Origin of the sequence: Streptomyces sparsogenes subsp. cuspidosporus (assembly GCF_039532705.1) — a bacterium.
Classification (GTDB): Bacteria; Actinomycetota; Actinomycetes; order Streptomycetales; family Streptomycetaceae; genus Streptomyces; species Streptomyces sparsogenes.
Genome location: NZ_BAAASD010000007.1, coordinates 199,333 through 222,084 on the forward strand (window position 1 = coordinate 199,333; position 22,752 = coordinate 222,084).

Annotated in this window: 18 protein-coding genes; 6 read left to right on the forward strand and 12 right to left on the reverse strand. The window is 73.8% G+C overall.

Going from position 1 to position 22,752, the window contains the following annotated elements; genetic code table 11:
- The 8 genes from ABFY07_RS11965 to ABFY07_RS12000 all read right to left on the reverse strand — a co-directional run bounded on the left by ABFY07_RS11965 (position 1) and on the right by ABFY07_RS12000 (position 8,876).
- Positions 1 to 1,830 (reverse strand): hypothetical protein, encoded by a 1,830-nt coding sequence (locus ABFY07_RS11965; protein WP_346174462.1) that lies wholly within the window; start codon positions 1,828 to 1,830, stop codon positions 1 to 3.
- Positions 1,830 to 2,597: a hypothetical protein gene (locus ABFY07_RS11970; protein ID WP_346174463.1), complete on the reverse strand. Its 768-nt coding sequence runs from the start codon at positions 2,595 to 2,597 to the stop codon at positions 1,830 to 1,832. Before ABFY07_RS11970 ends, ABFY07_RS11965 begins: the two co-directional genes overlap by 1 nt.
- A 6-nt stretch (positions 2,598 to 2,603) precedes the next feature.
- Positions 2,604 to 3,494 (reverse strand): carbohydrate ABC transporter permease, encoded by an 891-nt coding sequence (locus ABFY07_RS11975; RefSeq protein ID WP_404777376.1) that lies wholly within the window; start codon positions 3,492 to 3,494, stop codon positions 2,604 to 2,606.
- Positions 3,491 to 4,456: a carbohydrate ABC transporter permease gene (locus ABFY07_RS11980; protein ID WP_346174464.1), complete on the reverse strand. Its 966-nt coding sequence runs from the start codon at positions 4,454 to 4,456 to the stop codon at positions 3,491 to 3,493. The genes ABFY07_RS11975 and ABFY07_RS11980 overlap by 4 nt, the downstream gene beginning before the upstream one ends.
- Positions 4,453 to 5,748 (reverse strand): ABC transporter substrate-binding protein, encoded by a 1,296-nt coding sequence (locus tag ABFY07_RS11985; RefSeq protein WP_346174465.1) that lies wholly within the window; start codon positions 5,746 to 5,748, stop codon positions 4,453 to 4,455. Before ABFY07_RS11985 ends, ABFY07_RS11980 begins: the two co-directional genes overlap by 4 nt.
- Positions 5,749 to 5,960: 212 nt before the next feature.
- On the reverse strand, positions 5,961 to 6,710 hold the full coding sequence (locus ABFY07_RS11990) for a cupin (RefSeq protein ID WP_346174466.1): 750 nt from the start codon (positions 6,708 to 6,710) through the stop codon (positions 5,961 to 5,963).
- 7 nt (positions 6,711 to 6,717) lie between these two features.
- Positions 6,718 to 7,683 carry a DUF6807 domain-containing protein gene (locus tag ABFY07_RS11995; RefSeq protein ID WP_346174467.1) on the reverse strand — a complete coding sequence of 322 codons (966 nt, stop codon included), beginning with the start codon at positions 7,681 to 7,683 and terminating at the stop codon, positions 6,718 to 6,720.
- 2 nt (positions 7,684 to 7,685) lie between these two features.
- A complete protein-coding gene (locus ABFY07_RS12000) occupies positions 7,686 to 8,876 on the reverse strand; it encodes a Gfo/Idh/MocA family protein (RefSeq protein WP_346174468.1) in 1,191 nt (396 codons plus the stop codon).
- 201 nt (positions 8,877 to 9,077) lie between these two features.
- Here ABFY07_RS12000 and ABFY07_RS12005 point away from each other — a divergent pair, with 201 nt between their 5' ends.
- The 6 genes from ABFY07_RS12005 to ABFY07_RS12030 all read left to right on the forward strand — a co-directional run bounded on the left by ABFY07_RS12005 (position 9,078) and on the right by ABFY07_RS12030 (position 16,212).
- Positions 9,078 to 10,145 (forward strand): LacI family DNA-binding transcriptional regulator, encoded by a 1,068-nt coding sequence (locus ABFY07_RS12005; protein WP_065959539.1) that lies wholly within the window; start codon positions 9,078 to 9,080, stop codon positions 10,143 to 10,145.
- Positions 10,146 to 10,294: 149 nt separating this feature from the next.
- Complete coding sequence (locus ABFY07_RS12010) at positions 10,295 to 11,224, forward strand: bifunctional helix-turn-helix transcriptional regulator/GNAT family N-acetyltransferase (RefSeq protein ID WP_346174469.1); 930 nt, start codon at positions 10,295 to 10,297, stop codon at positions 11,222 to 11,224.
- Between the two features lie 106 nt (positions 11,225 to 11,330).
- Entirely contained in the window at positions 11,331 to 12,476 is a 1,146-nt protein-coding gene (locus ABFY07_RS12015; protein WP_346174536.1) for a methyltransferase, read from the forward strand.
- Between the two features lie 58 nt (positions 12,477 to 12,534).
- On the forward strand, positions 12,535 to 13,332 hold the full coding sequence (locus ABFY07_RS12020; RefSeq protein WP_346174470.1) for a sugar phosphate isomerase/epimerase family protein: 798 nt from the start codon (positions 12,535 to 12,537) through the stop codon (positions 13,330 to 13,332).
- A 152-nt stretch (positions 13,333 to 13,484) separates the two neighbouring features.
- On the forward strand, positions 13,485 to 14,096 hold the full coding sequence (locus tag ABFY07_RS12025; protein WP_346174471.1) for a hypothetical protein: 612 nt from the start codon (positions 13,485 to 13,487) through the stop codon (positions 14,094 to 14,096).
- A gap of 190 nt (positions 14,097 to 14,286) precedes the next feature.
- Positions 14,287 to 16,212: a glycoside hydrolase family 3 protein gene (locus ABFY07_RS12030; RefSeq protein WP_346174472.1), complete on the forward strand. Its 1,926-nt coding sequence runs from the start codon at positions 14,287 to 14,289 to the stop codon at positions 16,210 to 16,212.
- A 26-nt stretch (positions 16,213 to 16,238) separates the two neighbouring features.
- Here the strand turns inward: ABFY07_RS12030 and ABFY07_RS12035 are convergent, their stop codons facing one another.
- The 4 genes from ABFY07_RS12035 to ABFY07_RS12050 all read right to left on the reverse strand — a co-directional run bounded on the left by ABFY07_RS12035 (position 16,239) and on the right by ABFY07_RS12050 (position 22,626).
- The gene (locus ABFY07_RS12035) at positions 16,239 to 17,720 is read right to left on the reverse strand and encodes a lanthionine synthetase C family protein (protein WP_428836905.1); all 1,482 of its coding nucleotides are present in this window, start codon (positions 17,718 to 17,720) and stop codon (positions 16,239 to 16,241) included.
- A complete protein-coding gene (locus ABFY07_RS12040) occupies positions 17,717 to 20,833 on the reverse strand; it encodes a lantibiotic dehydratase (RefSeq protein WP_346174474.1) in 3,117 nt (1,038 codons plus the stop codon). Before ABFY07_RS12040 ends, ABFY07_RS12035 begins: the two co-directional genes overlap by 4 nt.
- A 78-nt stretch (positions 20,834 to 20,911) precedes the next feature.
- On the reverse strand, positions 20,912 to 21,067 hold the full coding sequence (gene lanA / locus ABFY07_RS12045; protein WP_065959587.1) for an SCO0268 family class II lanthipeptide: 156 nt from the start codon (positions 21,065 to 21,067) through the stop codon (positions 20,912 to 20,914).
- Positions 21,068 to 21,195: 128 nt separating this feature from the next.
- Positions 21,196 to 22,626, reverse strand: a complete 1,431-nt coding sequence (locus tag ABFY07_RS12050; RefSeq protein ID WP_346174475.1) for a S28 family serine protease — start codon at positions 22,624 to 22,626, stop codon at positions 21,196 to 21,198.
- Between the last annotated feature and the right edge of the window lie 126 nt (positions 22,627 to 22,752).

Below are 22,752 nucleotides of genomic sequence, written 5' to 3' on the forward strand. Positions count from 1 at the left end.
TCAGCGCAGGGTGAGGCGGTAATGGAACGGCGCGCGCCCCGTGATCAGCACCCGGACGCCGGAGACCACGAGACTGCCGGCCATCCAGCTGTAGCGCTCCCCCGCGTCCACGGTCGCCGGCTGCCGCGGGCCGCTGCCGTTGCCCGGCCCGAACTTGATCACGTCATCGCCCACCGTGTACGTCCCGTACCCCTTGACCAGCTGGTACGTGTCGGCCTGGCCGGAGACCGGCTGAAGCCCGGCGCCGCCGAGCGTGCCGCCCGGGCGGAAGCACAGCTCCAGGGCGAGCGGGACCTCGGAGGGGCCCACCGAGAACTCCAGGTCCCAGCCGCCGCCCGTCTCCTTCAGCCGCACCTCCGTGCGCAGGGTGCGCCACTCCTTGGGCCGGTGCGGGAAGTCCATCGCGGACCAGAACCGTCCGTCGTCCGTCAGCGGGTACAGCCCGTCGGCGCGCCGGTGCCGGGGCGGCAGCGGCAGGTGGAACGCGGCCCGCACCTCCGCCGACAGCCGCCAGCCGTCGGCCGTGCGCACCAGGTCCTCGGCCCGGAAGTGACCGGTGGAGAAGAACTGCGGGGACAGCCGCAGCGAGTCCAGGATCGCCCCGCCCCTGCGCCACTTGAAGAACGTCGGGTTGGTGGAAAGACCGGAGGAGATGGCGTGGACGTCGGGGAAGTCGGTGCCGCCGAAGATCGTGGTGCGGGCGGTGCCGCGGCCGATCCGGACCAGCCCGTTGTCCTGGTCGTGGAAGGTGAACTTCCGCGGCGCCTCGGTGGGCTTCGGCAGCGGCGCGGCCAGCTCCGGGTGGTCCAGCACCTCGGCGAGGAAGTCCCCGAGCGGGGTCTCGTCGAAGGTCTGGTCGGCGCCGCGCCGCTGGATGGTCTCCGCGACGGCCGCGAAGCGCCCGTCCTCGTCCCGGAGCGCCAGGGCCCGGTACTGGAGCCAGTACTCGGACATGTGCTTGGTCGTCTTCTGATCCTGGCGCCGCGAGTGCACGGTCTCCACCTCGCCGTTGGGCTCGATCAGGTGGAGGGTCGCCTCCAGGTTGCGGCGGACGTGGTCGTACAGCTCCGGCCGGCCGGTCAGCCGCGCGAGCGTCAGCAGGGAGGGGTTGGTGACGATGGGCGCGTACGTGGCGCTGCGCTCGCTGTACTGGCCGGACGGGTACTGGTCGATGCCCTCGGCGAGCCAGGCGTCGATGCGGCGCGGGTAGCTCTCGTCCGGCCAGAAGGAGTTGACGCGGGCGAGGGCGGCGCAGATCTTCCAGCGGTGGTTGGGGGTGTGCACACCGCCCTCGGACAGGCCCTTGCCGGCCTTCAGCAGGATCTTTTTGAGCGTGGCCCGGATGCCGTTGGTGGCGGCGTGGTCGTCGTCGTCCAGCAGACCGTAGGTCAGGCCCAGGTCGACGATCGAGAAGGCGGTGTCCGGCGGGGAGTGCACCGCGCCCTGGTCGTAGAGGCCGTCGTCGAACTGCGCGGCGGCCAGCGCGTCGGCCAGCTCGGTCATGGGCCCGATCAGCGCGGCGTCGTGGTGGTGGGCGGCGTCGGACCAGACGTGCACCGAGGCCAGCAGGCGCAGGCTGCGGGCGGCCCAGCGGGCCTTGCCCTGGTCGGTGAGTTCGGCGATGGCGGCGGCGCGGCCGGCCAGGACCTCGGCCACCCGGCCGTCGGCCGCCTTGGTGAGGACGGCCAGGAAGTCCTTGTCCGGCTCCTTGGGCAGGCCGTGCCCGGGCCGGGTGGCGGAGGCCGGTGCCGCGACGGACTCGGGCGCGGCGGCGAGCAGTCCGCCGACGGCGGCGGTCCCGGCGAGGAAGTGGCGGCGGTGCAGGGGCATCAGGGGTGCTCCGTGGTGGTCCGGGAGTACGAAGAAGTGGCCGGGGCGGCGGGGGCGGCCGGGGCGGTGGCTGCGGTGGCGGGTACGGCCGGGGTGGCCGCGGGGGCGGGGGCGCCCGGGGCGATGGCCGGGGTGGCGGGGTCGGCCAGGACGGCCTGGGCGGCTGCGGTGGCGGGGGCGGTGGCCCCGGCGTGTTCCACGGCCCGCGCGGCCAGGGCCAGCGGGCCGGGGACGAGGAGGGCCAGCGGCGGGTAGGCCCAGGCGCAGACCGCGGCGGTGGCCACGGCCAGCAGCAGGACCGCGCTGCCGCGCGGCGCGCGCACCGTCTCGTACGCCGCCGCGCGCCCCGCCGCGCGCCAGCCGGTGGCCGACTCCGGGCGGGCGCAGGCGCGCAGCAGGACGACGGCCAGCAACGCGCCGGCGACCAGCAGGGCGGGGCGGAAGACCGCCGCGCCCGGCAGGCCGGCCCCGGCCACCAGCGCGTTGAACAGCAGCAGCGCGCCGCCCGCGACGACGGCGGCCCCGGCCGCCAGGTCGCCGGTGCGCAGCCGGGCGCGCAGGTCCCGGAAGTAGCCCCCGACGGTGATGGTCCGGTCGTGGCGGACCCGCCGGTCCAGCACGGCGCAGGCGGTGGACATCGCGGCGGGCGCGGTGAGCACCGGCAGGCAGGCGACGGTGGTGGCGAGGCCCAGCAGCAGCACGTCGGAGAAGAGGGCGAAGCGGGGGCCGACGAGTTCCCCCGGCTCCCGGGTGGTGGCCTGCGGCACGGCGGGTCAGCCCTTCAGTCCGGAGTTGGCCATGCCCTCCACCAGGAACCGCTGGAAGGCGAGGAAGAACAGCACGATCGGCAGCAGCGCGAAGACCGACATGGCGAACATCGGGCCGAAGGCCGACTGGCTGGAGGCGTCCACGAAGGACCGCAGGGCCAGGGTGAGGGTGAACTTCTCCGGCTCGAAGAGATAGATGAGCTGGGTGAAGAAGTCGTTCCAGGTCCAGATGAAGGTGAAGATCGCGGTGGTGATCAGGGCGGGCCTGGTCAGCGGCAGGATGACGCTGAAGAAGGAGCGGAAGGGGCCGCAGCCGTCGATCCGCGCCGCCTCCTCCAGCTCGCGCGGCAGCGAGCGCATGAACTGCACGATGAGGAAGACGAAGAAGGCGTCGGTGGCCAGGAACTTCGGCAGGATCATCGGCCAGTACGTGTTCACCATGCCGAGCTGGTTGAAGACGATGTACTGCGGGATCAGGACCGCGTGGTGCGGCAGCATGATCGTCGCGATCATGAAGGCGAACAGCGGGCCGCGCATCCGGAACCGCAGCCGCGCGAAGGCGTACGCGGCGAGTGAGCAGCTGATGACGTTGCCGAGCACCGCGCCGCCCGCGATGAGCAGCGAGTTCCACAGCAGCCGGCCGACGCTGACCTCGTTCACGCCGTCCAGCGCGGTGGAGTAGTTGCTCCACTCGAGGTGGCTGGGCAGCAGCTTGAGGCTGGCGATCACCTCGTCGGCCGGCTTGAAGGAGGTCGCGATCAGCCAGGCCAGCGGGTAGAGCATCACCAGCAGCACGGCGATCAGGACGGCGTGCAGGGCGATCCGGGCGGGGCGCGGGCGTCGGCCGCCCGCCGCGCGGCCGGTCGCCACCGCGTGGGTGGTGTCCACGGTGGTCATCGGGCCCCCTCGTTGTCGTCGTTGGCGTAGAAGACCCAGGAGCGGGAGGTGCGGAAGAGCACCGCGGTGACGATGCCGATGGCCACCAGCAGCACCCAGGCCATGGCCGAGGCGTAGCCCATGTGGGAGGCGGTGAAGCCGCGGTCGTAGAGGTAGAGGGTGTAGAAGAGGGTGGAGTCCGCGGGGCCGCCCTTGCCGCCGCTGACCGCGAAGGCCGGGGTGAAGACCTGGAACGCCTGGATGGTCTGGAGCACCAGGTTGAAGAAGAGCACCGGGGACAGCATCGGCAGGGTGATGGAGCGGAACTGCCGCCACCACCCGGCCCCGTCCATGGCGGCGGCCTCGTACAGCTCGCCGGGTATCTGCTGCAGCCCGGCCAGGAAGATCACCATGGGGGCGCCGAACTGCCACACCGTGAGCAGCGCGACCGCCACCAGCGCCCAGCCGGGCTTGTTGACCCAGCCGCCGATGTCCAGGCCGAACCAGGACAGCAGATTGTCCACGGTGCCGCCGTCGTTGAAGATCGCCCGCCAGACCAGGGCGATGCTCATGGACGCGCCGAGCAGCGAGGGGGCGTAGAACGCGGAGCGGTAGAAGCCCTTGCCGCGCTTGACGGACTTCAGCGCGATCGCGACCGCGAGGGCCAGCGCGAGCTGGAGCGGGACCGCGATCACGACGTAGGTGAGGGTCGAGGTGACCGACCGCCAGAAGCGGGGGTCCTCGGTGAACATCTGGACGTAGTTGCGGAAGCCGACCCAGCTGGGGTCGTTGAACATGTCGTAGTTGGTGAACGACAGGTACAGCGAGACGGCCATGGGCAACAGCGTCAGCACGCAGGCGCCGAGCACCCACGGGGACAGGAACACCCAGGCGGCGCCCTCGCGCTCGCGCTTCGGGGGGCGCTTGCCGGTCCGGCCGGCGCTCGCGGGGGCCGGCTGGGGGCGGGTCGCGGTCGCGGTCATTGCCTCAGCTCCGCCTTCGCCTCGGTGACGTAGTTCTCGGCCGCCTCACGCGGCGACATCCGCTCGAACGACACCTGGTCGTAGTCGCGGCTGAAGGTGGTCTGCAGCGACGCGTCGCCCTTCGGCGGCGCGGGCGGCGGGTCCTTGAGCTTGCCCTCGAACTGCTTCTGGTAGGTGGACACCACCACGTCGAACCCCTCCAGCTTGGGGGTGACGGCCTTGCGGATGGAGTCGTTGGCCGGGATGCCGCGGGTGTTGCCGAGGATGGCTCCCGCCTCCGGGTCGTTCAGCAGGAAGTCGACGAACCGGGCGGCCTCCTTGGGGTGGCCGGTCTTCGCGGACGCCCCGAAGAACATCGACGGCTTGTAGTACTGGCCGGGTGTGCCGTCCTCGCCGGCCGGCATCGGCGCGAGCTTGACGCCCTCCCCGACGATCGCCTGGAAGCCGCTGGCGGGGGCGTCCCAGTTGAAGTCGGAGACGGCCTTCAGCCGGCCGAGCGGGGTGTTCTCCACCGAGCCGTCCATCTGGGTGGTCTGCTCGGCGGAGCTGACCGCGCCCTCCTTGCGGAGCCGGGAGCACCACTCCCAGTAGCGCGCCAGGTCGTCCGCCGTGAATCCGAGCCGGTAGTCGTCGGTGTAGAGGGCCTTGCCCTGGCCGCGCAGCCAGATCTCAAAGACGTCCTCGCTCTGGCCCGGGTCGGTGCCGCCCACCCGCCCGGCGTCCTGGACGGCCTTGGACCGGGACAGCTTGCGCATGGCGTCCGCCCAGTCGTCCCAGGTCCAGCCGGGCTTCGGCTCGGGCACGCCCGCCTTGCGCCACAGGACGGAGTCGTACACCAGGGTCTCCGAGCCGCGCGCCACCGGGATCGCGTACTGCCTGTCGTTCACGACGCCGGTGGCCAGCAGCCCCTTGTCCATCTCGTCGGTGCGCAGCTCCTTGTGCCTGCCCAGGTCGAGCAGCACCCCGCCGTCCGCGTACTGGTTGATCATCCGGTAGTCGAGCTGCATCACATCGGGCGCGTCGCCGCCCGCCGCCTGGGTGGCGAGCTTCTGCTTGTACGCGTCGAAGCCGGCGAAGGAGGTGCTGATGCGGATGGCCGGGTTCTTCTTCTCGAAGAGCTTGATGGCCGCTTCCGTGCGGGCCGCCCGGTCCGGGTTGCCCCACCAGGTGAAGCGCAGGGTGACCTTGCCGCCCGAGCCGCCTCCTTCACCTCCGCCGCACCCGGTGAGGGCCGCGCAGAGGGTGAAGGTGAGGGCCAGGGCGCAGGACACCCTCGTCCTGTTTCGAAGCATGCTGGGGCCAGCCTCCCTTCTGGTCTTTCCGAAATGTGCTGGCCGGCGGTTCGGTCACGCGCCTGTTCGCCGTGGTGGGGATGTCGAGGGTGGTCGCGGTGGTGGCGTCGGTAGTGGTGGCGCCGGTAGTGAGGGCGTTGGTAGCGGGGGCGTTGGTAGCGGGGGCGTTGGTAGCGGGGGCGTTGGTAGTGGTGGCGTCGGTAGTGGGAGCGTCATTCGCCGTAGTAGGGCACGGTGACGCCGGGGAGTTCGTACTCCTCGCGGCGGCCGCACATGCCGAAGCCGCCGTGCCGGGTGGGCCCGGCGGCGCGGACGCGGGCCCGGGCCAGATGGGCCGGGTCGCCGGCCGCGAGGGCCGCCAGGTGCTCACCGGTGCGCTCGGCCGCGGCGAGCGCACCGGCCCGCCAGCGCGGCTCCCACGCGGCGACCTTGGGCCCGACCAGCCGCACCGCGGCCTCGTGGAAGGCGCGCAGCGGGCCGTCGTCACCCCGCTCCAGGGCCGCGCGTAGCTCCAGATAGCCGGTGACCGCCAGGTCCCGGCGGCGCCGCGCGGCGGCCTCGGCCTCGGGCCCCTCCCTGGCGGGCAGGGCGGCGGCCGCGGCGTACGCCTCGGGGTCGGCCAGCACCTGAGCGGGGAAGGTGAACACGGCGTCGCCCGCCTCGGGCAGCCCGCTGTTCTGCATCAGCACGGTCACCTTCAGCCCGCCGCCCTGCACCATGCGGTGCACCGTGCCGGGCGAGAACCACACCACCGCGCCCGGCTCCAGCGGCGTTTCGGCGTAGCCGTCCTCGACGGTCAGGGTCTGCACGGCGCCGCGCCCGCCCGTGACCACGTACGCCTCGGTGCAGGCCAGGTGGAGGTGGGGGCTGCCGCCGCACACGCCGTCGGCGGCCTCCCACTCGTACGCGCTGATGTGGGACAGCCCCACCCCGCCCGGCAGCGGGTCGGTGATGCCGGTCATCGCCCGCTCACCACCCGTGGGACTTGAGGTAGGTCTCGGCGCGGTCCCGGTCCCAGGCGCCGTCCGCGACCACCACGCGGTAGCGGTACGCGAAGCTCTCGCCCGGGGGCAGCGCGAACTCCTCGAAGAACGCCCAGGAGAACGCGACCGAGGGGATGGGCTCGGAGCGCACGAACCAGTGGGAGGCGTGCACCGCGTCGGTGTTCTCCGGGGCGTGGGCGAACAGCAGCGTGGAGTGGCCGTCCACGTCGTCGTGCTCGGCGGTGAAGGCGATCCAGGGCGCCTCGGCGGCCGGGGTGCCCATCAGGTCGGAGGCGCCCGCCTCGCCCCGGCCGCCGCGCCCGCCGGGGCCGAACACGTCGCCGCCGGTGAAGTCGCGGGGGCCGCGCCAGTTCAGCCCCGTGTAGCCGGCCATCTCGCGGCCCGCGGTGGTCGGGGAGCCGAAGCGCAGCTCCTCGCCGCGGATGTTGGTGAGGCGGATGGACCAGTCGAGGGCCCAGGTGCCCTCGGCGGGCTCCACGGAGTGCACCTCCACGGTGCGCAGCTCCCGCGCCCACTCCTGGCCACTGCTGTGTTGTTCGGAGGGATGGGGGACCCAGGTCAGCTTCTCGGTGAAGCGCAGCCGGTCGGCGGTGACCGTGAACTCCTCGAAGCCGTCGTGGCGCATCGAGCCGACCCGCTCCTCGACCCGCTGGTAGCCCTGCTCGGGGCCGAGGTAGCTGTTGCCGCCCCAGAAGTTCTGCCCGGACAGATGGCTCGCGGTCATCTGGAGGCCCTTGTGCCAGCGGTGGTCGTTGGGGCGGTAGCCGGAGACCTGGTTCCCGGCCAGGGTGCGCAGCGGGTGGGTGTAGGGCTTGAGCGACTCGAACGGGTCGGCGTCCGGCTTGTAGACGTAAGCCAGCAGCTCGACTCCGCCGGAGGCGACCGTGACGCGCTCGCCGTGGGTGTGGGTGACGGTGATCGGCTCGGTCATTCTCACTGCTCCTTGGCGGACGTGGCGGCGGTGGCGGACGTGGCGGCGGTGGCGGCGGCGGGCGCCCAGTCGGGGTGGCCGCCGTGCATGGCCTCGTAGTACGGGTCGCCGGGCGCTATCTCGCCCGCGTGGACGGGCCGCCCGGTGAAGGCCGACTTGTACAGCGCGGCGATGAACTCGAGGGTGCGGCGGGCGTCCGGCCCGCTGCCCGGGGGGCGTACGCCGTCCCGCATCGCGTCGAGGAGCACGCTCAGCTGGGCCGCGTGCGAGCTGGGCAGGTCGGCGGCGGGGGTGCGCCAGTGAGCGACGCGGTCGGCGGCCTCGCGGGTGTGCGGGGCGGGGGTGTAGACCCAGTCGTCATTGGTGTGCCCGTACAGATGGGTCAGTTCGACGGTGGCGTCGGCGCAGTCGACGCGGATCCGGCTGACCTCGTCCGGGGACAGCACGCTGTTGACGACGGTGGCCATGGCCCCGTTCGCGAAGCGGACGAGCGCGGTGGAGACGTCCTCGCTCTCCACGTCGTGGACCAGCCGCCCGGCCATGCCCCGGATCTCGGTCCAGTCGCCGAGGAGGTGGAGCAGCAGGTCCATCTGGTGGATGCCGTGGCCCATGGAGGGGCCGCCGCCCTCGCTGTCCCAGCGGCCGCGCCAGGGCACCGCGTAGTAGTCGGTGTCGCGGTACCAGGTGGTCTGGCAGTGGGCGACCAGGGGCGCGCCCAGCGCTCCGCCGGTCAGCAGGTCGCGGGCGTGGACGGCGCCCGAGCCGTAGCGGTGCTGGAAGACCACGGACGCGTACGGGCCGCCGTCGGGGTTCTCGGCCGCCGCGATCTCGTCGTACTCGGCGAGCGTGAGGCACAGCGGCTTCTCGCAGAGCACCCAGGCGCCGGCGCGCAGGGCCGCCACGGTCTGGTCCCGGTGGAGGGAGGGCGGGGTGCCGATGAGGACCAGGTCGGGGCGCTCGGCGTCGAGCATGGCCGCCAGGTCGGTGTAGCCGGTCACGGTGAATCCGGGGCCCGTCTCGTCCGGCTCGGCGGCCAGGGCGCGGAAGGCCGCCAGGCGCTCCTCGTCCACGTCGACCGCCGCGACCAGGTCCACGCGGTCGGCCAGCGCGCGCAGCGCGGGCAGATGGCTGCCGGAGACGATGGCACCGGTGCCGACGACTGCGGCACGGATACGGGTGGGGGCTGCGGCCATGGGCGGGGCTCCTCGCCGAACGGAAAGCGCTTGCTGACGAGGACCCTAGACATGGTCCTGATGACCGGACAAGACCTGGGAGAGCACAATCGCATCCGTCTCACGCACCGTCTCCGGCACCCTCCCTGACCGGTGAGAGCATGGGCGTGGACCGAACGGCGCACGCGGCGCAGCACCAGGTGACCATCCAACGGAGGAAACATGGCAGTGACCCTGGCCGATGTGGCGGCACGGGCACGGGTCTCGGCGGCCACGGTGTCGCGCGTCCTGAGCGGCAACTACCCGGTCGCCGAGTCGACCCGGGCCCGGGTGCTGCGCGCGGTGGACGAGCTGGAGTACGTGGTCAACGGCCCGGCGAGCGCGCTCGCCGCCGCCACCTCCGATCTGGTCGGCGTCCTCGTCAACGACATCGCCGACCCGTTCTTCGGGATCATCGCCGGCGCCGTGCAGTCCGAGATGGGGGCGCCGGCCGCCGGCGCCGAGCCCGGGCGGGGCGGCGAGAAGCTCGCCGTCATCTGCAACACCGGCGGCTCCCCGGAGCGCGAGCTCACCTACCTCACCCTGCTCCAGCGGCAGCGCGCCGCCGCGGTCGTGCTCACCGGCGGCGCGGTCGAACACCCCGACCACATGGCCGCCGTGGCCGCCAAGGCGTCCCGCCTGGCCGCGTCCGGCACCCGCGTCGTGCTGTGCGGCCGGCCCCCGATCGAGGACGCCGTCACCCTCACCTTCGACAACCGCGGCGGCGCCCGGCGGCTGACCGAGCACCTGCTGACCCTCGGCCACCGCCGGATCGGCTATGTGGCGGGCCCCGCGGAGCGCACCACGACCCGCGACCGGCTGGACGGCCATCGCGCGGCCCTGTCCGCGGCGGGCCTCGGGGAGGGGGCGGACCGGCTGACCGTCCACGGGCTGTACGACCGCTCCTCCGGCTACGACGCCACGCTGGAACTGCTGCGCCGCGACGACTCCCTGACGGCGGTCGTGGCCGCCAACGACACCATCGCGCTCGGCGTCTGCGCGGCGCTGCGCGACCAGGGGCTGCGGATCCCCGAGGACGTCTCGGTCGCGGGCTTCGACGACCTGCCCTTCAGCGCGGACGCGGTCCCGGCGCTCACCACGGTCCGGCTGCCCCTCCACGAGGCCGGCGCCCGCGCCGGGCGCCTGGCCCTCGGGCGCGAGCCGCAGCCGCCGGGCGGGGTGGCGATGGTGCGGTCCGAGCTGATGGCCCGGGCGTCCACCGCCCCGCCGCGCACCGGGGCCCCGGGGTAGGCGGCTTTCGCGCCGTCGGGCGACAGTGCCGGGGGCGGGGGTAGGGGCGCGGCGGGATCCGGACGTTCTCCGGGCCGGGGCGCCCCACCTCTTTCGCAATCGTTTGATCTGGAGCAAGTATTGGGTCAAGCGATCTCAGGGAGGCCCCCATGGCTGACGACCTCGACTCCACCGTGGACGAAGTGCGCGCCTTCAACCGGCTGTACACCCGCCTCATCGGCGTCCTGGACTACCCGGGCCAGCTGCGCACCCCGTACACGCTCAGCGAGGCCCGGATCCTGTACGAGCTCGCCCACCGCGAGCGCGCCCACGTGTCCGCGCTGCGCGAGGACCTGGGGCTGACCGCGGCCCATGTGAGCCGTACGCTCACCCGCTTCGAGGAGCAGGGGCTGATCACCCGGGAGCGCAACGCCCGGGACGCGCGGTACCAGCAGGTGTCGCTCACCGCCGAGGGCCGGACCGCGGCGGCCGAGCTGGACCGGAAGTCGCGGGAGTCGGTCGGGCGGCTGCTGGCCGGGCTGGGGCGGCCCGAGCTGCGGCGGCTGCGCGAGGCGCTGGCGACGGCCCGCGGCGTGTTCTCCGGGGAGCCGGACCGGGTGCGGGTGCGCGGCCCGGAGCCCGGCGACCTCGGCTGGATCGTGCAGCGGCACGGCGCCGTGTACGGCCGGGAGTACGGGTTCAACGCCGAGTTCGAGGCCCTGGTGGCGCGGATCGTCGGCGACTTCAGCCTGGACGACCCCGCCCACGAGCGGACGTGGATCGCGGAGCTGGGCGGCCGCCCGGTCGGTTCGGTGATGTGCGTACGGGACGAGGCGCCGGAGACGGCCCGGCTGCGGCTGCTGCTGGTCGAGCCGGAGGCCCGGGGGCTGAGGATCGGCGACCGGCTGGTGCGGGCGTGCGTGGACTTCGCCCGCGAGGCGGGCTACCGGGAGCTGGTGCTGTGGACCAACGACATCCTGGCCGCCGCCCGCCGGATCTACCAGCGGGCGGGGTTCGAGCTGGTCGCCGAGAAGCGCCACCACAGCTACGGGGTGGATCTGGTCGGCCAGGACTGGCGGCTCACCCTCCGGGAGACATGACGTCGCCGGGGTGGGGCGTCACCCGGCCGGAAACCGCTCGCGCCGAGGGGCCTTGAGAGGGTAGTGATCGACAGCCGGAACCGACACAGAGCACGAGGTACCCCTCCTGAGTACGCATCAGGTCATCGCGTGGACCGAAGCCGGGCGGGAGCACACGGCCCGCTGGCGCTCCGAGAGCGGGGCGCCCCCGCCCCGGCGGGTGGCCACCGCCGACGACCGCATGAGCGCCGACGCCGCCTACCGCCTCGCGTGCGAGGGCACCGCGCTGCTGTGGCGCGGCGACTACCAGGGCGCCCGTCAGCTGTTGGGCGCGATGGCCCGCCGCGCCGACCGGGGCCCGCGCCGGCCGCGCGGGCGGCGCCCGCCCGCCGCCTCCCCCGCCGAGGCCTTCCACCAGCACCGCCAGGCCCAGAACCGGCGCGCCCGGGTGCTGGGCATGCTGCTCGTCCCGCTGGACGCCGACTACCGCGTGCCGCTGCGCCGCGCGCCCGACGTACGGCAGGCCTGCGAGGAGGCGTACGGGCCGGCCGAAGGGCCCTCGGTGACCTCCCTGCGGGAGCTGCTCGGCCTGATCGGCGCGCACGAGTGGCGCAGGAAGGGCGTCGCGGTACCGGCCCTGGGCGGCGACCGGATCCATCCGCACTACGGCGTCTTCTCGCCGGTGCGCGGCGAGTACGTCGACCTGGTCGCCCGGGCTCCGCTGCCCGACGACCGGGGCACGGCGTACGACATCGGCACGGGGACCGGCGTGCTGGCGGCCGTGCTCGCCCGCCGGGGCGTGGGGCGCGTCGTGGCCACGGACCAGGACCCGCGCGCGCTGGCGTGCGCGCGTGAGAACGTGGCCCGTCTTGGCCTGGCCGGGCGGGTGGAGGTCGTCGAGGCGGACCTCTTCCCGCCGGGCCGCGCCCCGCTGGTGGTCTGCAACCCGCCCTGGGTGCCCGCCCGCCCCACCTCGCCGGTGGAGTACGCGGTGTACGACCCGGGCGGCCGGATGCTGCGCGGCTTCCTCGACGGCCTGGCCGGCCATCTCGCCCCGGGCGGCGAGGGCTGGCTGATCCTCTCCGACCTCGCCGAACACCTCGGGCTGCGGCCGCGCGAGGAGTTGCTCGGCGCGTTCGACGCGGCGGGGCTGCGGGTGGTGGACCGGCTGGACACCCGGCCCGTCCACCCGCGCGCCACCGATCCGGACGACCCGCTGCACACGGCCCGCGCGGCCGAGGTGACCTCGCTGTGGCGGCTGGCCGCCGGGTAACGTCCACGTGGCAAGGTGGAATGACTCGTCCCTGCCCCGACGGACTCACGGAGCACGCATGCAGCTCGCCTTCTCGACCCTCGGCGTTCCCGGCCTGCCGATCCCTGACGTGGTGCGGCTCACCGCCGAGACCGGCTACCACGGCGTCGAGCTGCGGGCGCACCAGGAGGAACCGGTGCACCCGGGGATCGGCGCCGAGGAACGGGCCCGTGTGGTGGCCGAGTTCAAGGCCGCCGGGGTGGAGGTGCTGACGGTCGCCGGGTACGTACGGTCCGCCGCCGCCGGGCCGGACGAGCCCGCGCTGCACGACCTGCGGGAACTGCTGCGGCTCGCCCATGACCTGGGGGCGGCCAACGTCCGGGTGTTCCCCGGCGGCGGGGACCTCGCCGCCGCCGAGGCCGACGCGATCGCCGCCCGCCGGCTGGGGGCCGCCGCGCCGTACGCCACCGACCTGGGCGTACGGCTGCTCCTGGAAACCCATGACTCGCACCGCACCGGGGCCGATGTGGCCCGGGTCGTCGGGCCGGTCGGCCACATCGGCGTGGGCGCCATCTGGGATGTGATGCACCCGTGGCTGGGCGGCGAGGACCCGTCCGCCACCTATGCCGCGCTCGCCCCGTACCTGGGCTATGTGCAGGTCAAGGACATCGCCTCGGCCGAGGACACCACCCCGCTGCCGCTGGGCGAGGGCGTGCTGCCGCTGGCCGAGTGCGTGGAGCTGCTCAGCCGCGAGGGCTGGGACGGCTGGCTGTGCTGGGAGTACGAGAAGCGGTGGTACCCGCAGGCGGCGGAACTCCCGGGGCTGCTCGCCCCGGGCCGGGACCATCTGCTGCGGCTGCTCTCCGAGGCCGCCTGACGGAGTAGGGCGGCCGGGCCACGCCGCCGGCCGGCGCGGCGGGCCGACGCGTCGCCCCGGCCGCGGGCGGACGGCCGACGGCGCACCCGCCACTCGGCGCAACCCCGGCGTGCCCGCCACCGCGCGCGCCGCCCCGGTGCCACGATGGCCGCATGCGTCCTGCCACTCACCGCTTCGGCACGGCCGCGCCCCTGGCGGAGCCTCCCCGGGGCGCGGGCCGTCCGAGCGGCGTGCTGCCGGTGGGCTTCCGCAGGGCGGTGTCGGCCTCGCTGCTGGCCGCGTCGCTGGTCACCCTCTCCGCTGCCTGCGGCCGGCAGCATCCCGCCGCCGGCGCGTCGCCCTCCCACCGCGCCGACGGCGGGGTCCCCAGCTCCCCGGCCGGTACCCCGTACCGTCAGGCCCGCGTGGACGACAGGCTCGTGTTCTTCACGAGCGGGACGGGCGCGGTCCGCCAGGTGCGGGCGGTGCTGCGCGGGCCGGACGAGCTGAGCGCCTTCGCCCGGCTGTTCCGGGGGCGGGCACCGGAGATCATGGCCAGGGCCGAGGACACCGACTTCACCCGGACCGCTCTGGTGGGCTGGTCCACGACCACCGGCTGCGCGAAGTGGCCGTCCGCGAGCCTCCACCGCACCGATGACACGCTGAGCCTGGTGGCGGGCCCGCATCCGAAGGCGCCGCCGGAGTGCTTCGCGCCCTTCCATGTGATCTCCGTCTTCGAGGTGCCCAAGGAGCGGCTGCCCGAGCGGCCGCGGTTCGCCGACTGACCGTCCCCCGTCATGACACGGCACCTGACGGACATCATCCGAGCGGACCCGTAAGCCGGTTGACCAATGCGGTCACCCTTGTTGCCCGCGCGACATACGAATTGACCTGGCATCGGTTTTTCCATACCTTCCGCATATTCCTTTCACACGGCAGCCACCCCCTCCCCGACCCCGACCGGAAGGAGCGCGGGTGCACGACCCTGCATTCCCTCAGACGGCCTCCCGCCGCGCCCTGCTGGCCGCCGCCCTGGCGGCCACGGCCACCGCCTGCACCTCGCAGCGGCCACCCGCCACCGCCGGGGAGGTCGCGCCGACCCGCCGCGCCGCCGCCCCGGCCCCCGCGCGCGGCGGCTCCGACCTGCGCGCCCGCGACCGGCGGCGGATCGAGGCGCTCCTGGGCGGGATGACGCTCGACGAGAAGATCGGGCAGCTCTTCGTGGCCCGTGTCTACGGCCATTCGGCCACCGCCCCCGACCCCGCGGACGCCGCGCGGAACCGCGAGGAGACCGGCGCCGCCACCGCCGCCGAGCTGATCGCGAAGTATCACGTGGGCGGCATCATGTACGCGGGGTGGGCGAACAACATCCGCGATCCGCACCAGGTCGCCGCGCTCTCCAACGGCATCCAGAAGGCCGCGCTCGCGGGCGACACCCCCGTCCCCGTGCTGCTGTCCACCGACCAGGAGCACGGCATCGTCGCGCGGATCGGCGCGCCCGCCACCCCGCTGCCGGGCGCGATGGCGCTCGGCGCCGGCGGCAGCGCGGCGGACGCCCGCGCCGCCGCCCGGATCGCCGGGGCCGAGCTGGCCGCGCTCGGCATCCGGCAGAACTACGCGCCCGTCGCGGACGTCAACGTCAACCCGGCCAACCCGGTCATCGGCGTACGCTCCTTCGGCGCCGACCCGGACGCCGTGGCCCATCTGGTCGCGGCGCAGATCGGGGGCTACCAGAGCGCCGGGGTCGCGGCCACCGTCAAGCACTTCCCCGGGCACGGCGACACGGACGTGGACAGCCATGTCGGCCTCCCCGTCATCACCCACTCCCGCGCGGAGTGGAAGCGGCTGGACGCGCCGCCGTTCCGGGCCGCCATCTCGGCCGGGGTCGACGCGATCATGACCGCGCATCTGCTGTTCCCCGCGCTCGACCCCGTCGACGACCCCGCCACGCTCTCCCGCGCCATCATCACCGGGGTGCTGCGCCATGAGCTCGGCTTCGAGGGTGTGGTGGTGACGGACTCGCTCGGCATGGCCGGGGTGCGGAAGAAGTACGGCGACGACCGGGTGCCCGTGCTGGCCCTCAAGGCGGGCGCGGACCAGCTGCTGAACCCGCCCGATCTGCCGGCCGCCCGGGACGGTGTCCGCAGAGCCGTACGGGACGGCGAGCTCACCGAGGCCCGCCTCGACCAGTCCGTCCGGCGTATCCTGGAACTCAAGGCCCGCCGGGGCCTGTTGGACGACCCGTACACGAGCGGCCGCGAGGTGAACCGCGCGGTCGGCTCGCGCGAGCATCGCGCCACCGCGGACCGGATCGCCGAGCGCACCACCACCCTGCTCGTCAACGACGGCCACCTGCTGCCGCTGTCCCCCCGCCGCCACCGCGAGCTGCTGGTCGTGGGCCCGGACCCGGCCGCCCCGTCCGGCACCGGCGGCCCGCCGACGGCCGTCCTCGCCCGCGCCCTGACCGCCCTCGGCTTCACCGCCGAGGCCCTGTCCACGGGCGCCGGCTTCGGCGCCGAAACCGCGCCCGACCCGACGCCGGAGCGGATCGCGGCGGCGGTGGCGGCGGCGCGGGGGCGGGACGCGGTGATCGTGGCGACGTACAACGTCGGCCGGGACTCCCGCCAGCGCACCCTGGTCTCCGCGCTCGCCGCCACGGGCGTGCCGCTGGTCCACGTGGCCATCCGCAACCCGTACGACATCGCGCGGCTGACCGGCCCCTCCGGCAAGGCCCCCGCGGCCTCGCTGGCCACCTACTCGTGGACCGACGTCGAGCTGCGGGCCGCCGCGCGGGTCATCGCGGGGCGGGCCAACCCGCGCGGCCGACTGCCCGTCCCGGTGCGCCGCGCGGACGCGCCGCGCCGGGTGCTGTACCCGATGGGCCACGGCCTGTCGTACTGAGCCCGGCCACCGGGGCCCGGTGCGGGTCAGGACAGCAGCAAGGGCATGTCCCAGCCGGACGGGGTGGCTCCCGTCGCGTAGGAGTCGAGGGCCAGGGCGACGCCCGCGGCACCGTCCAGGTAGCCCGAGACGTCGGAGCCGTAGGGCACCGCCGTCATGGTGAAGCGGTGGCCGAACGGCAGGTCCGGGTCGAAGGCACTGGTCAGCTCGGTGGCCAGCCGGTCCCGGAGCGCCTCGATCCGCGGGTCCCCGACGTGTTCGTTGAGGCGGCCGAGTTGGTGGAGGGCGCCTGCCCAGCCGTGGCACAGGGCGTGGTCGTTGATGCCCCAGTCGCGCAGGGGCAGGGTCAGCAGCCGCTCCACCGACGCCCGCGACAGGTCCGTCCAGTCCTGTCGTCCCAGTGCCAGTCCGGCCAGTTGGAGGGCGCGCGAGACGCCGGGTGCGCCGTAGCACCAGGACGGCCAGCCGGCGGGTTCGCCGTACTCCTCCGGGTCGGCCAGCCACTGGGCGAGGGTGAGATGAGGGGGCCAGAAGACGCCGTGCCCGTCCTTGACCGACCACCGGAGCAGGAGGTCCGCCATGGACTCGATGGCCTCCCGCTGGTCCGGGAGCCTGACGCCCTGCCGCCAGGCGAGCGACAGCAGCGCGAGGGGGCCCGCGACACCGTGGGAGATGCCGAGGTTGAGGTGGCCGTCGGGAAACGCGGCCTCCGAGCCGATGCGTGGCGCGTCCAGGGCCCACCACCGGGGCACGCGGTGCCCACGGTGCACGACGGTCCCGCGCGCCAGGCGTATCAAGTAGCCGAGGACGCTTTCGAGCGCCTCACCGCAGCTCTCGACGCGGGCGAGCAGGTAGCGGCCGACTCCGGTCAGACCGCGGACCACCTCGTAGTGGCCGATGGTGGCAAGGGGGGCGTCGTCCACGACCGGTGGCAGTACGGTGCGCACCAGATCACGCTGGTAGGCGTCGAGACGCTGGAGCGCGGTGAGGTAGCCGCCGGTGGCGCGGTGGGCGATCAGCACCGCGAAGGCCAGTGCTCCCGGCCCCTTGAAGATGCCGCTGGGCGCGATGGTCCCGGAGGCCACCGCCCGGGTCGCCACGCCGAGATAGGCGTGCGCGCGCGGCACCTGCTCGGCCGCCCGGTGGTTCACTCCGCTGAAGGCGATGGCCAGGCCGGGGCTTCCGCTGCCGAGGGTCAGTTCGGCCCAGACGCCCTCGGGGACACCGTCGGCGGCGGCCTCGGCGGGGATGCGGGTGGCGGCCATGGTGGCGGCGGGGTCGGCCAGCCGGTCGAGGATATGGGCGGAGACGGCCAGCGCACGTTCCCGGACGGCGCCACGTTCCGGCACGGCGCCACGCTTAGGCACGGCGCCACGCTTAGGCACGGCGCCACGCTCAGGCACCGCGCCATGCTCGGGCACGGCGTCACGCTCAGGCACGGCGTCATGCTCAGGCACCGCGCCATGCTCACGGGCGGTGGCCGGCGTGCCGGGGGCTGTGCCGCTCATCCTGCCCTCCCGGGGATGGGTTCAAAGGGGGCCGGGCGGGTCGCGTGCGCCCTCCGTCCGAGGTGGGCGCGGGCCACGCCGCGCAGTACGGCGTATCCGCGGGCCTCCGCCGCCCGGCCGATGCCGAAGAGGCGGTTGTGCCGCATGTGGAGCAGGGAGAGCACCGCCTCGTCGCGGTCCTCGGGCGGCGTGGCCAGGATCAGGCGCCCGTAGGCGCTCGGCTCCGGTGTCTCGGTCCACAGTCGCGCGAGCTCCGGGGACGACAGTTCCCGGGCGGCCAGGCGGGCGGTCTCGCCCCTCTCGCCGGGGCGGATCAGGCGGTGGGCCGGCGTCCGATGCCGTTGGTAGGCCTCGTGTTCCGGTCCTTTGGCGAACATCCGGTCCACCCAGGCGCACCAGTCCCAGTCCCCCAGGGAGTCCAGCAGGACGGCGTGTCCCAGGGCGGCCAGCACGTCGTCGGGCAGCGCTGACGCTCCCGCCCCGCGCACACGCAACTGGAGCAGCGCGGAGAGGCTGTCGGTCCGGAAGAAGCGCTCGGCCGCCTCCTGGAGCACGTCGCCGCCGTAGCGGTCGGTCTCGGGCCGGTACACGTCCAGGGCCATCGTGCGCAGCGCGCCGGAGGCGACCGCGTCGCGGATGTGGCGGCTGAGGGCGGGCAGGACACGGCCGTTCAACGCGTCCGGGTCTCCGTGGAAACGCACCCGCAGATGTGGCTCGGGATCTCGGTAGCGCAGGAAGAACCACCGGTCGACGTCCTTCTCGACGTCGGACAGCCAGCGCGGCAGGTGTTCGGCCAACAGGGCGTCGTGGGCGGCCGGTTCGGCGTAGAGCTTGACGAACAGCCATTCCTCGCCCGGGAGGTGGATCCGGGCCGGTGAGCGCCGGAGCGGCGCGGAGGTACGGGGGGCCTCGGAGGCGCGCACCAGGGGCACCACGATCTCCGTGCTGTGCCCCGCGTTCCAGCCCAGGTGGGCACCGTCGGCGGTGATGTCCTCGTACAGGACGAAGCGGGGCTGCGCCGCGCTCAGTTCGGAGCGCAGCAGGTCCTGGTCCCATGGGTCGCGCAGGTCGATCGGGTACATCTGATCGTTCCTGGCGATCTGCACACGGTCGGGTACGACGAGGCGCCGCCGCCACTCGCGCAGCCCCTCCTGCCACGCGGATCCGTCCCGCGCGCGGGCGGCGTCGCGAAGGCGGCGGCCCGGCAGCCAGCGGCGGGGGGCCAGCAGGACCCGGCCGTAGCGCACCCGGGGCAGGTAGGGAAGGACGTCCAGGCCGGCCCAGTCCCAGCCGGACCACACGCGGGGGCGGGCCGCGGCCAGGTCCGACAGGAAGCGGGCCACCGGGGGCGCCTGGGCGTCGAGCGCCAGCATGTGCGGGAACACCGGCACGACCTGGCGGCCGGTGGGTTCGTGCAGCAGTCTCAGTCCGTCCGCGCCGGCCGCCACCAGCAGCGTGCGCCAGTCCAGGCAGTGGGGGTCGCCGCGGTCGTCGGCGACCCCGATGGGGATGCGGTACGGCAGCAGGCGCGGCACCTGGACGATGTTGAGGGAGCGGGGGTCGCGGGGCGCGACGTCCACCTGCGCCAACAGGCTGTCCGGCCCGGCGGGGTGCGAGACGAGCCGGGCGAGTTCCCCGGTGAGGCCGGTGGTGGCGGCGAACCGGCCCGCGGTGGCGCCGGCCGTCCAGGAGCCGATGTGCGGGCTGCCGAGGAGCTGGAAGTCTCCCCGGTCCAGGGCGTCCAGGCTGTCCGCGAGGATCTGGAAGCACAGTTCGAGGGTGCGCGGCGGCCTGGCGTCGGGGTCGTGTCCCACGGTGGTGGCCAGCCGCTCCACGTCGTCGTCGGTCAGCTCGATGTCGGTTCCGGCGAGGACGGCCTGCTGGACGAGTTCCGCGACCACACCACGGCGCGGGCGGTCGGCGTCGTCGCCCGGTCCCGTGCGCGGATGGACGGGCGGCTCCGCGTACTCGGGCGGCAGCCCGAGACCGCGGTGCGGGTCGACGAGATCGCCGAGGGGCACGGCCGACGCGGTTCCGTACCGCTCGATGAAGCGGTCCCGGTAGTCCCGCATGTACTCGAGCGTCGTCCATTCGGGCGTCATCGCCCAGATCGCGGCGGCGTAGCGGCGTACTTCCTCACCGACGGTGTGCGGCACGACGAAGTCGGCGGGCATCCGCAGATCGACGTGGACCGGTGGCCGCTCGTGCCCCTCACCGCTCTCCCCGGGGGCGTCGAGCCGGCGGACCCGGTCGAGAAGCGTCTGCCAGGAGGCGAGTCCCTCGCCGGGAGGGTCCTGTTCATGGGCGGCGGCGGCCGAGCGGATCGAGCGCAGTCCCGCGGCCGCGTCGGGAAGGGTGTCCTGGAGGGCGGCCTCCATCCGGTCGAGGAACTCGTCGTCGATGCGGTGCGGGGTCAGTGAGGTGAGCAGGAGGCCGTGCTGGACGAGGCCGCCGAGCTGGGCGTCGAGGCGCTCCGTGGCGAGTGCGGGGAAGCGGCGGGACAGCTCGTCGATCAGGGCGGCGTAGGGGATCGGGGTGGCGGTGAGTTCGCGCACGGCGGCGACCAGCGCGTTGTCGCGGACGGAGGTCTGCCGCTCGCCGGTGCGCAGGGTCAGCCGGCCGTCCCGGAGGACACACAGGTCGTTGAGGACGACATCCACCCGGCGGCGCACCCGGGGGTCGGCCAGCCAGGCCGTCACGCGGCGGTGCAGCCAGGCACCGTCGAGACGGACCGACACCTCGCCAGGGCCCTCGATGCCCGCCTTGGCGGCGGTGCCGAAGCGGGCCCTGCCCACTCCGGCGAAGAGCCCGAAGGGGGTGGGGCGGCCACCGGACCGCCGCGCGTACCGGGTGAGGGTCCGGGCGGCGCTCAGGGTGCGCTTGCGGCCGAGAGCCGCCGCCCCCTCGTCGTCGCCCAGGCGCCGGAGGCTGAGGGCCAGACTGCCGCTGGCGACGTGGACGGCCTGCTGGAGCAGGGGGTCGGCGGCCAGGCCGCGGATGCCGGGCACCGGGTCATCGGCGTCGATCACGGCCTCGGCGCGGCCCCGGGGCCTGCTCGCGATCCGCACCAGCACCGGTTCACGTACCTCGAAGAGTTCGGACTCCGGTCGCACGTTCCTGTCTCCTCGCCTCGCCTGGATACGGAACAGCGGGGCAGGCACCGCCTGCCCCGCTCGATCGTCCGGCCCCTGCTAGCAGCAGATGGGACAGCGGGTACCGATCGCGTAGCTGCTCGGCGAGGTGTACGTGCCCTGCCCGAACTGCTCCGTCCCCTCCGCGAGGTCGGAGACGCGCAGGTCGAGGTCGAGGTCGAGGTCGTCGTCCTGAAGATCAATCTTCGTGTGCATGCTTCTCCCTGGTAAGTCAAAGTGCACGGACTGAAACTCGCCGAAGCGCTGGTTCTCCTCGGCAGCCCCTACTGTCACCCCCTCATCACCAGCCAGGGAGCCGAATTTCAGCCATGATCTGCGGTGGTTCAAGGTCGCAGGGCGGGCTCACGCTCGACGTCCCGCCGGTCCAGCCGCGCGTCGTACGGGGCGAGCGGCCGCGCCGCGGGCTCCACGCCCGCCCAGCGCTGCACCGCGGCCGTGGCCTTCGCCTTCTCATCCGCCGCAAGTTGGCCGATATTCGACCCGTGATTTCCGCCCGCGACGGTGTAGACGTAAGCATCCTGCGCGCCCTTGCCGAGCCGGAACCGCTCCGCGCCCCACGGGTCGTTCTGCCCGTACACGAACAGCATCCGCCGCGCGTCGTGCCGCACCCAGCTGTCGATGTCCCGCATCGCCGCCGGCCGGAACCGCATCGGGATGTCGCGGGGCACATAGCTGCGCGGGACGTACGTGCCCGGGTAGCGCAGCAGCCCGTCCAGGTGCGGAGTGTCGAAGGTGGGCGCGCCCAGCTCGGTGCCCGCCTGGTAGTAGTACGGCGTGTAGGGCTCGAGGCCCTGGTCGGTGTACGCGGAGAAGCCCGAGATGTCGTCGATGAAGGTGTACAGCTCGTCGGTGGAGGCGGTCGGCGCGGGCACGTCGGCGCACTCGCTCAACCCGTGGTACTGCCAGAACGCCCACACCAGGTCGTGGACGACGTTCTCGTACGCCTTGTCCGCGCTGCCGATGACCTCGAAGGTCTGGCCCTCCTCCTGCGCCCACTTCTGGTAGCGGGCCACGATCTCCGCGCGCCGCACCAGCGCCTCGCGCTGCACCGCGTTCAGCCGGGAGCGGCACTCGGGCGTGCCGACGGACGCGAAGAAGCGGTCGTACGCCGAGTCCTCCTTGTCCATCACGTCGTTGGGCGCCACGTACGCGACGGTGCCGTCCATGTCGTGCGGGTAGAAGCGGCGGTAGTAGGTGGCCGTCATGCCGCCCTTGCTGCCGCCGGTGGCCAGCCACCGCTTGCCGTAGATCCCCTTCAGCGCCCGGAAGAGGCGGTGCTGGTCGCTGGCCGCCTGCCAGATGTCCAGCTTGGACCAGTCGGCGGGGTTCGGCCGGGACGGGGTGAAGAAGCGGTACTCCAGCGAGACCTGGTTGCCGTCCACGATCTGGGTCGGCTCGCTGCGCCGCGGGCTGGTGTTGACGTCGTAGCCGGAGGTGAAGAACACCGTCGGCCGGTCGGTGGACCGGTGCAGCAGGGTGAACCGCTGCTCGAACGTCCCCTTGGACGGGTGCCGGTGGTCGATCGGCTGGGTGTAGGTCAGCACGAGGAAGCGGTAGCCCGCGTAGGGCTTCTCCTCCACGAACCTCATCCCGGGTATCGCGAGTATTCGGTCCTTGATGTCCGGCTCGGCGGTGGCCCGCTCCCCGGCGGCCCGCTCCCCGGCGGCCGGTGCCGCGGCCGCGCCGCCGGCGCCCGCGCCGACCGCCCCCACCAGCATCACGAGCGCCACCAGCCATCTGAGCGCCTTGCCCATGCGTCCTCCCCATGAGTTCCCACAGATCGCCGAGAACCTATCGGGGCACAGGTGAGGCCGCCAGACCCGCCAACTGGGGCCCAAATACGGAGAGTTATGGGCTCCGCCCTCTTTCGTAGCGGGCTG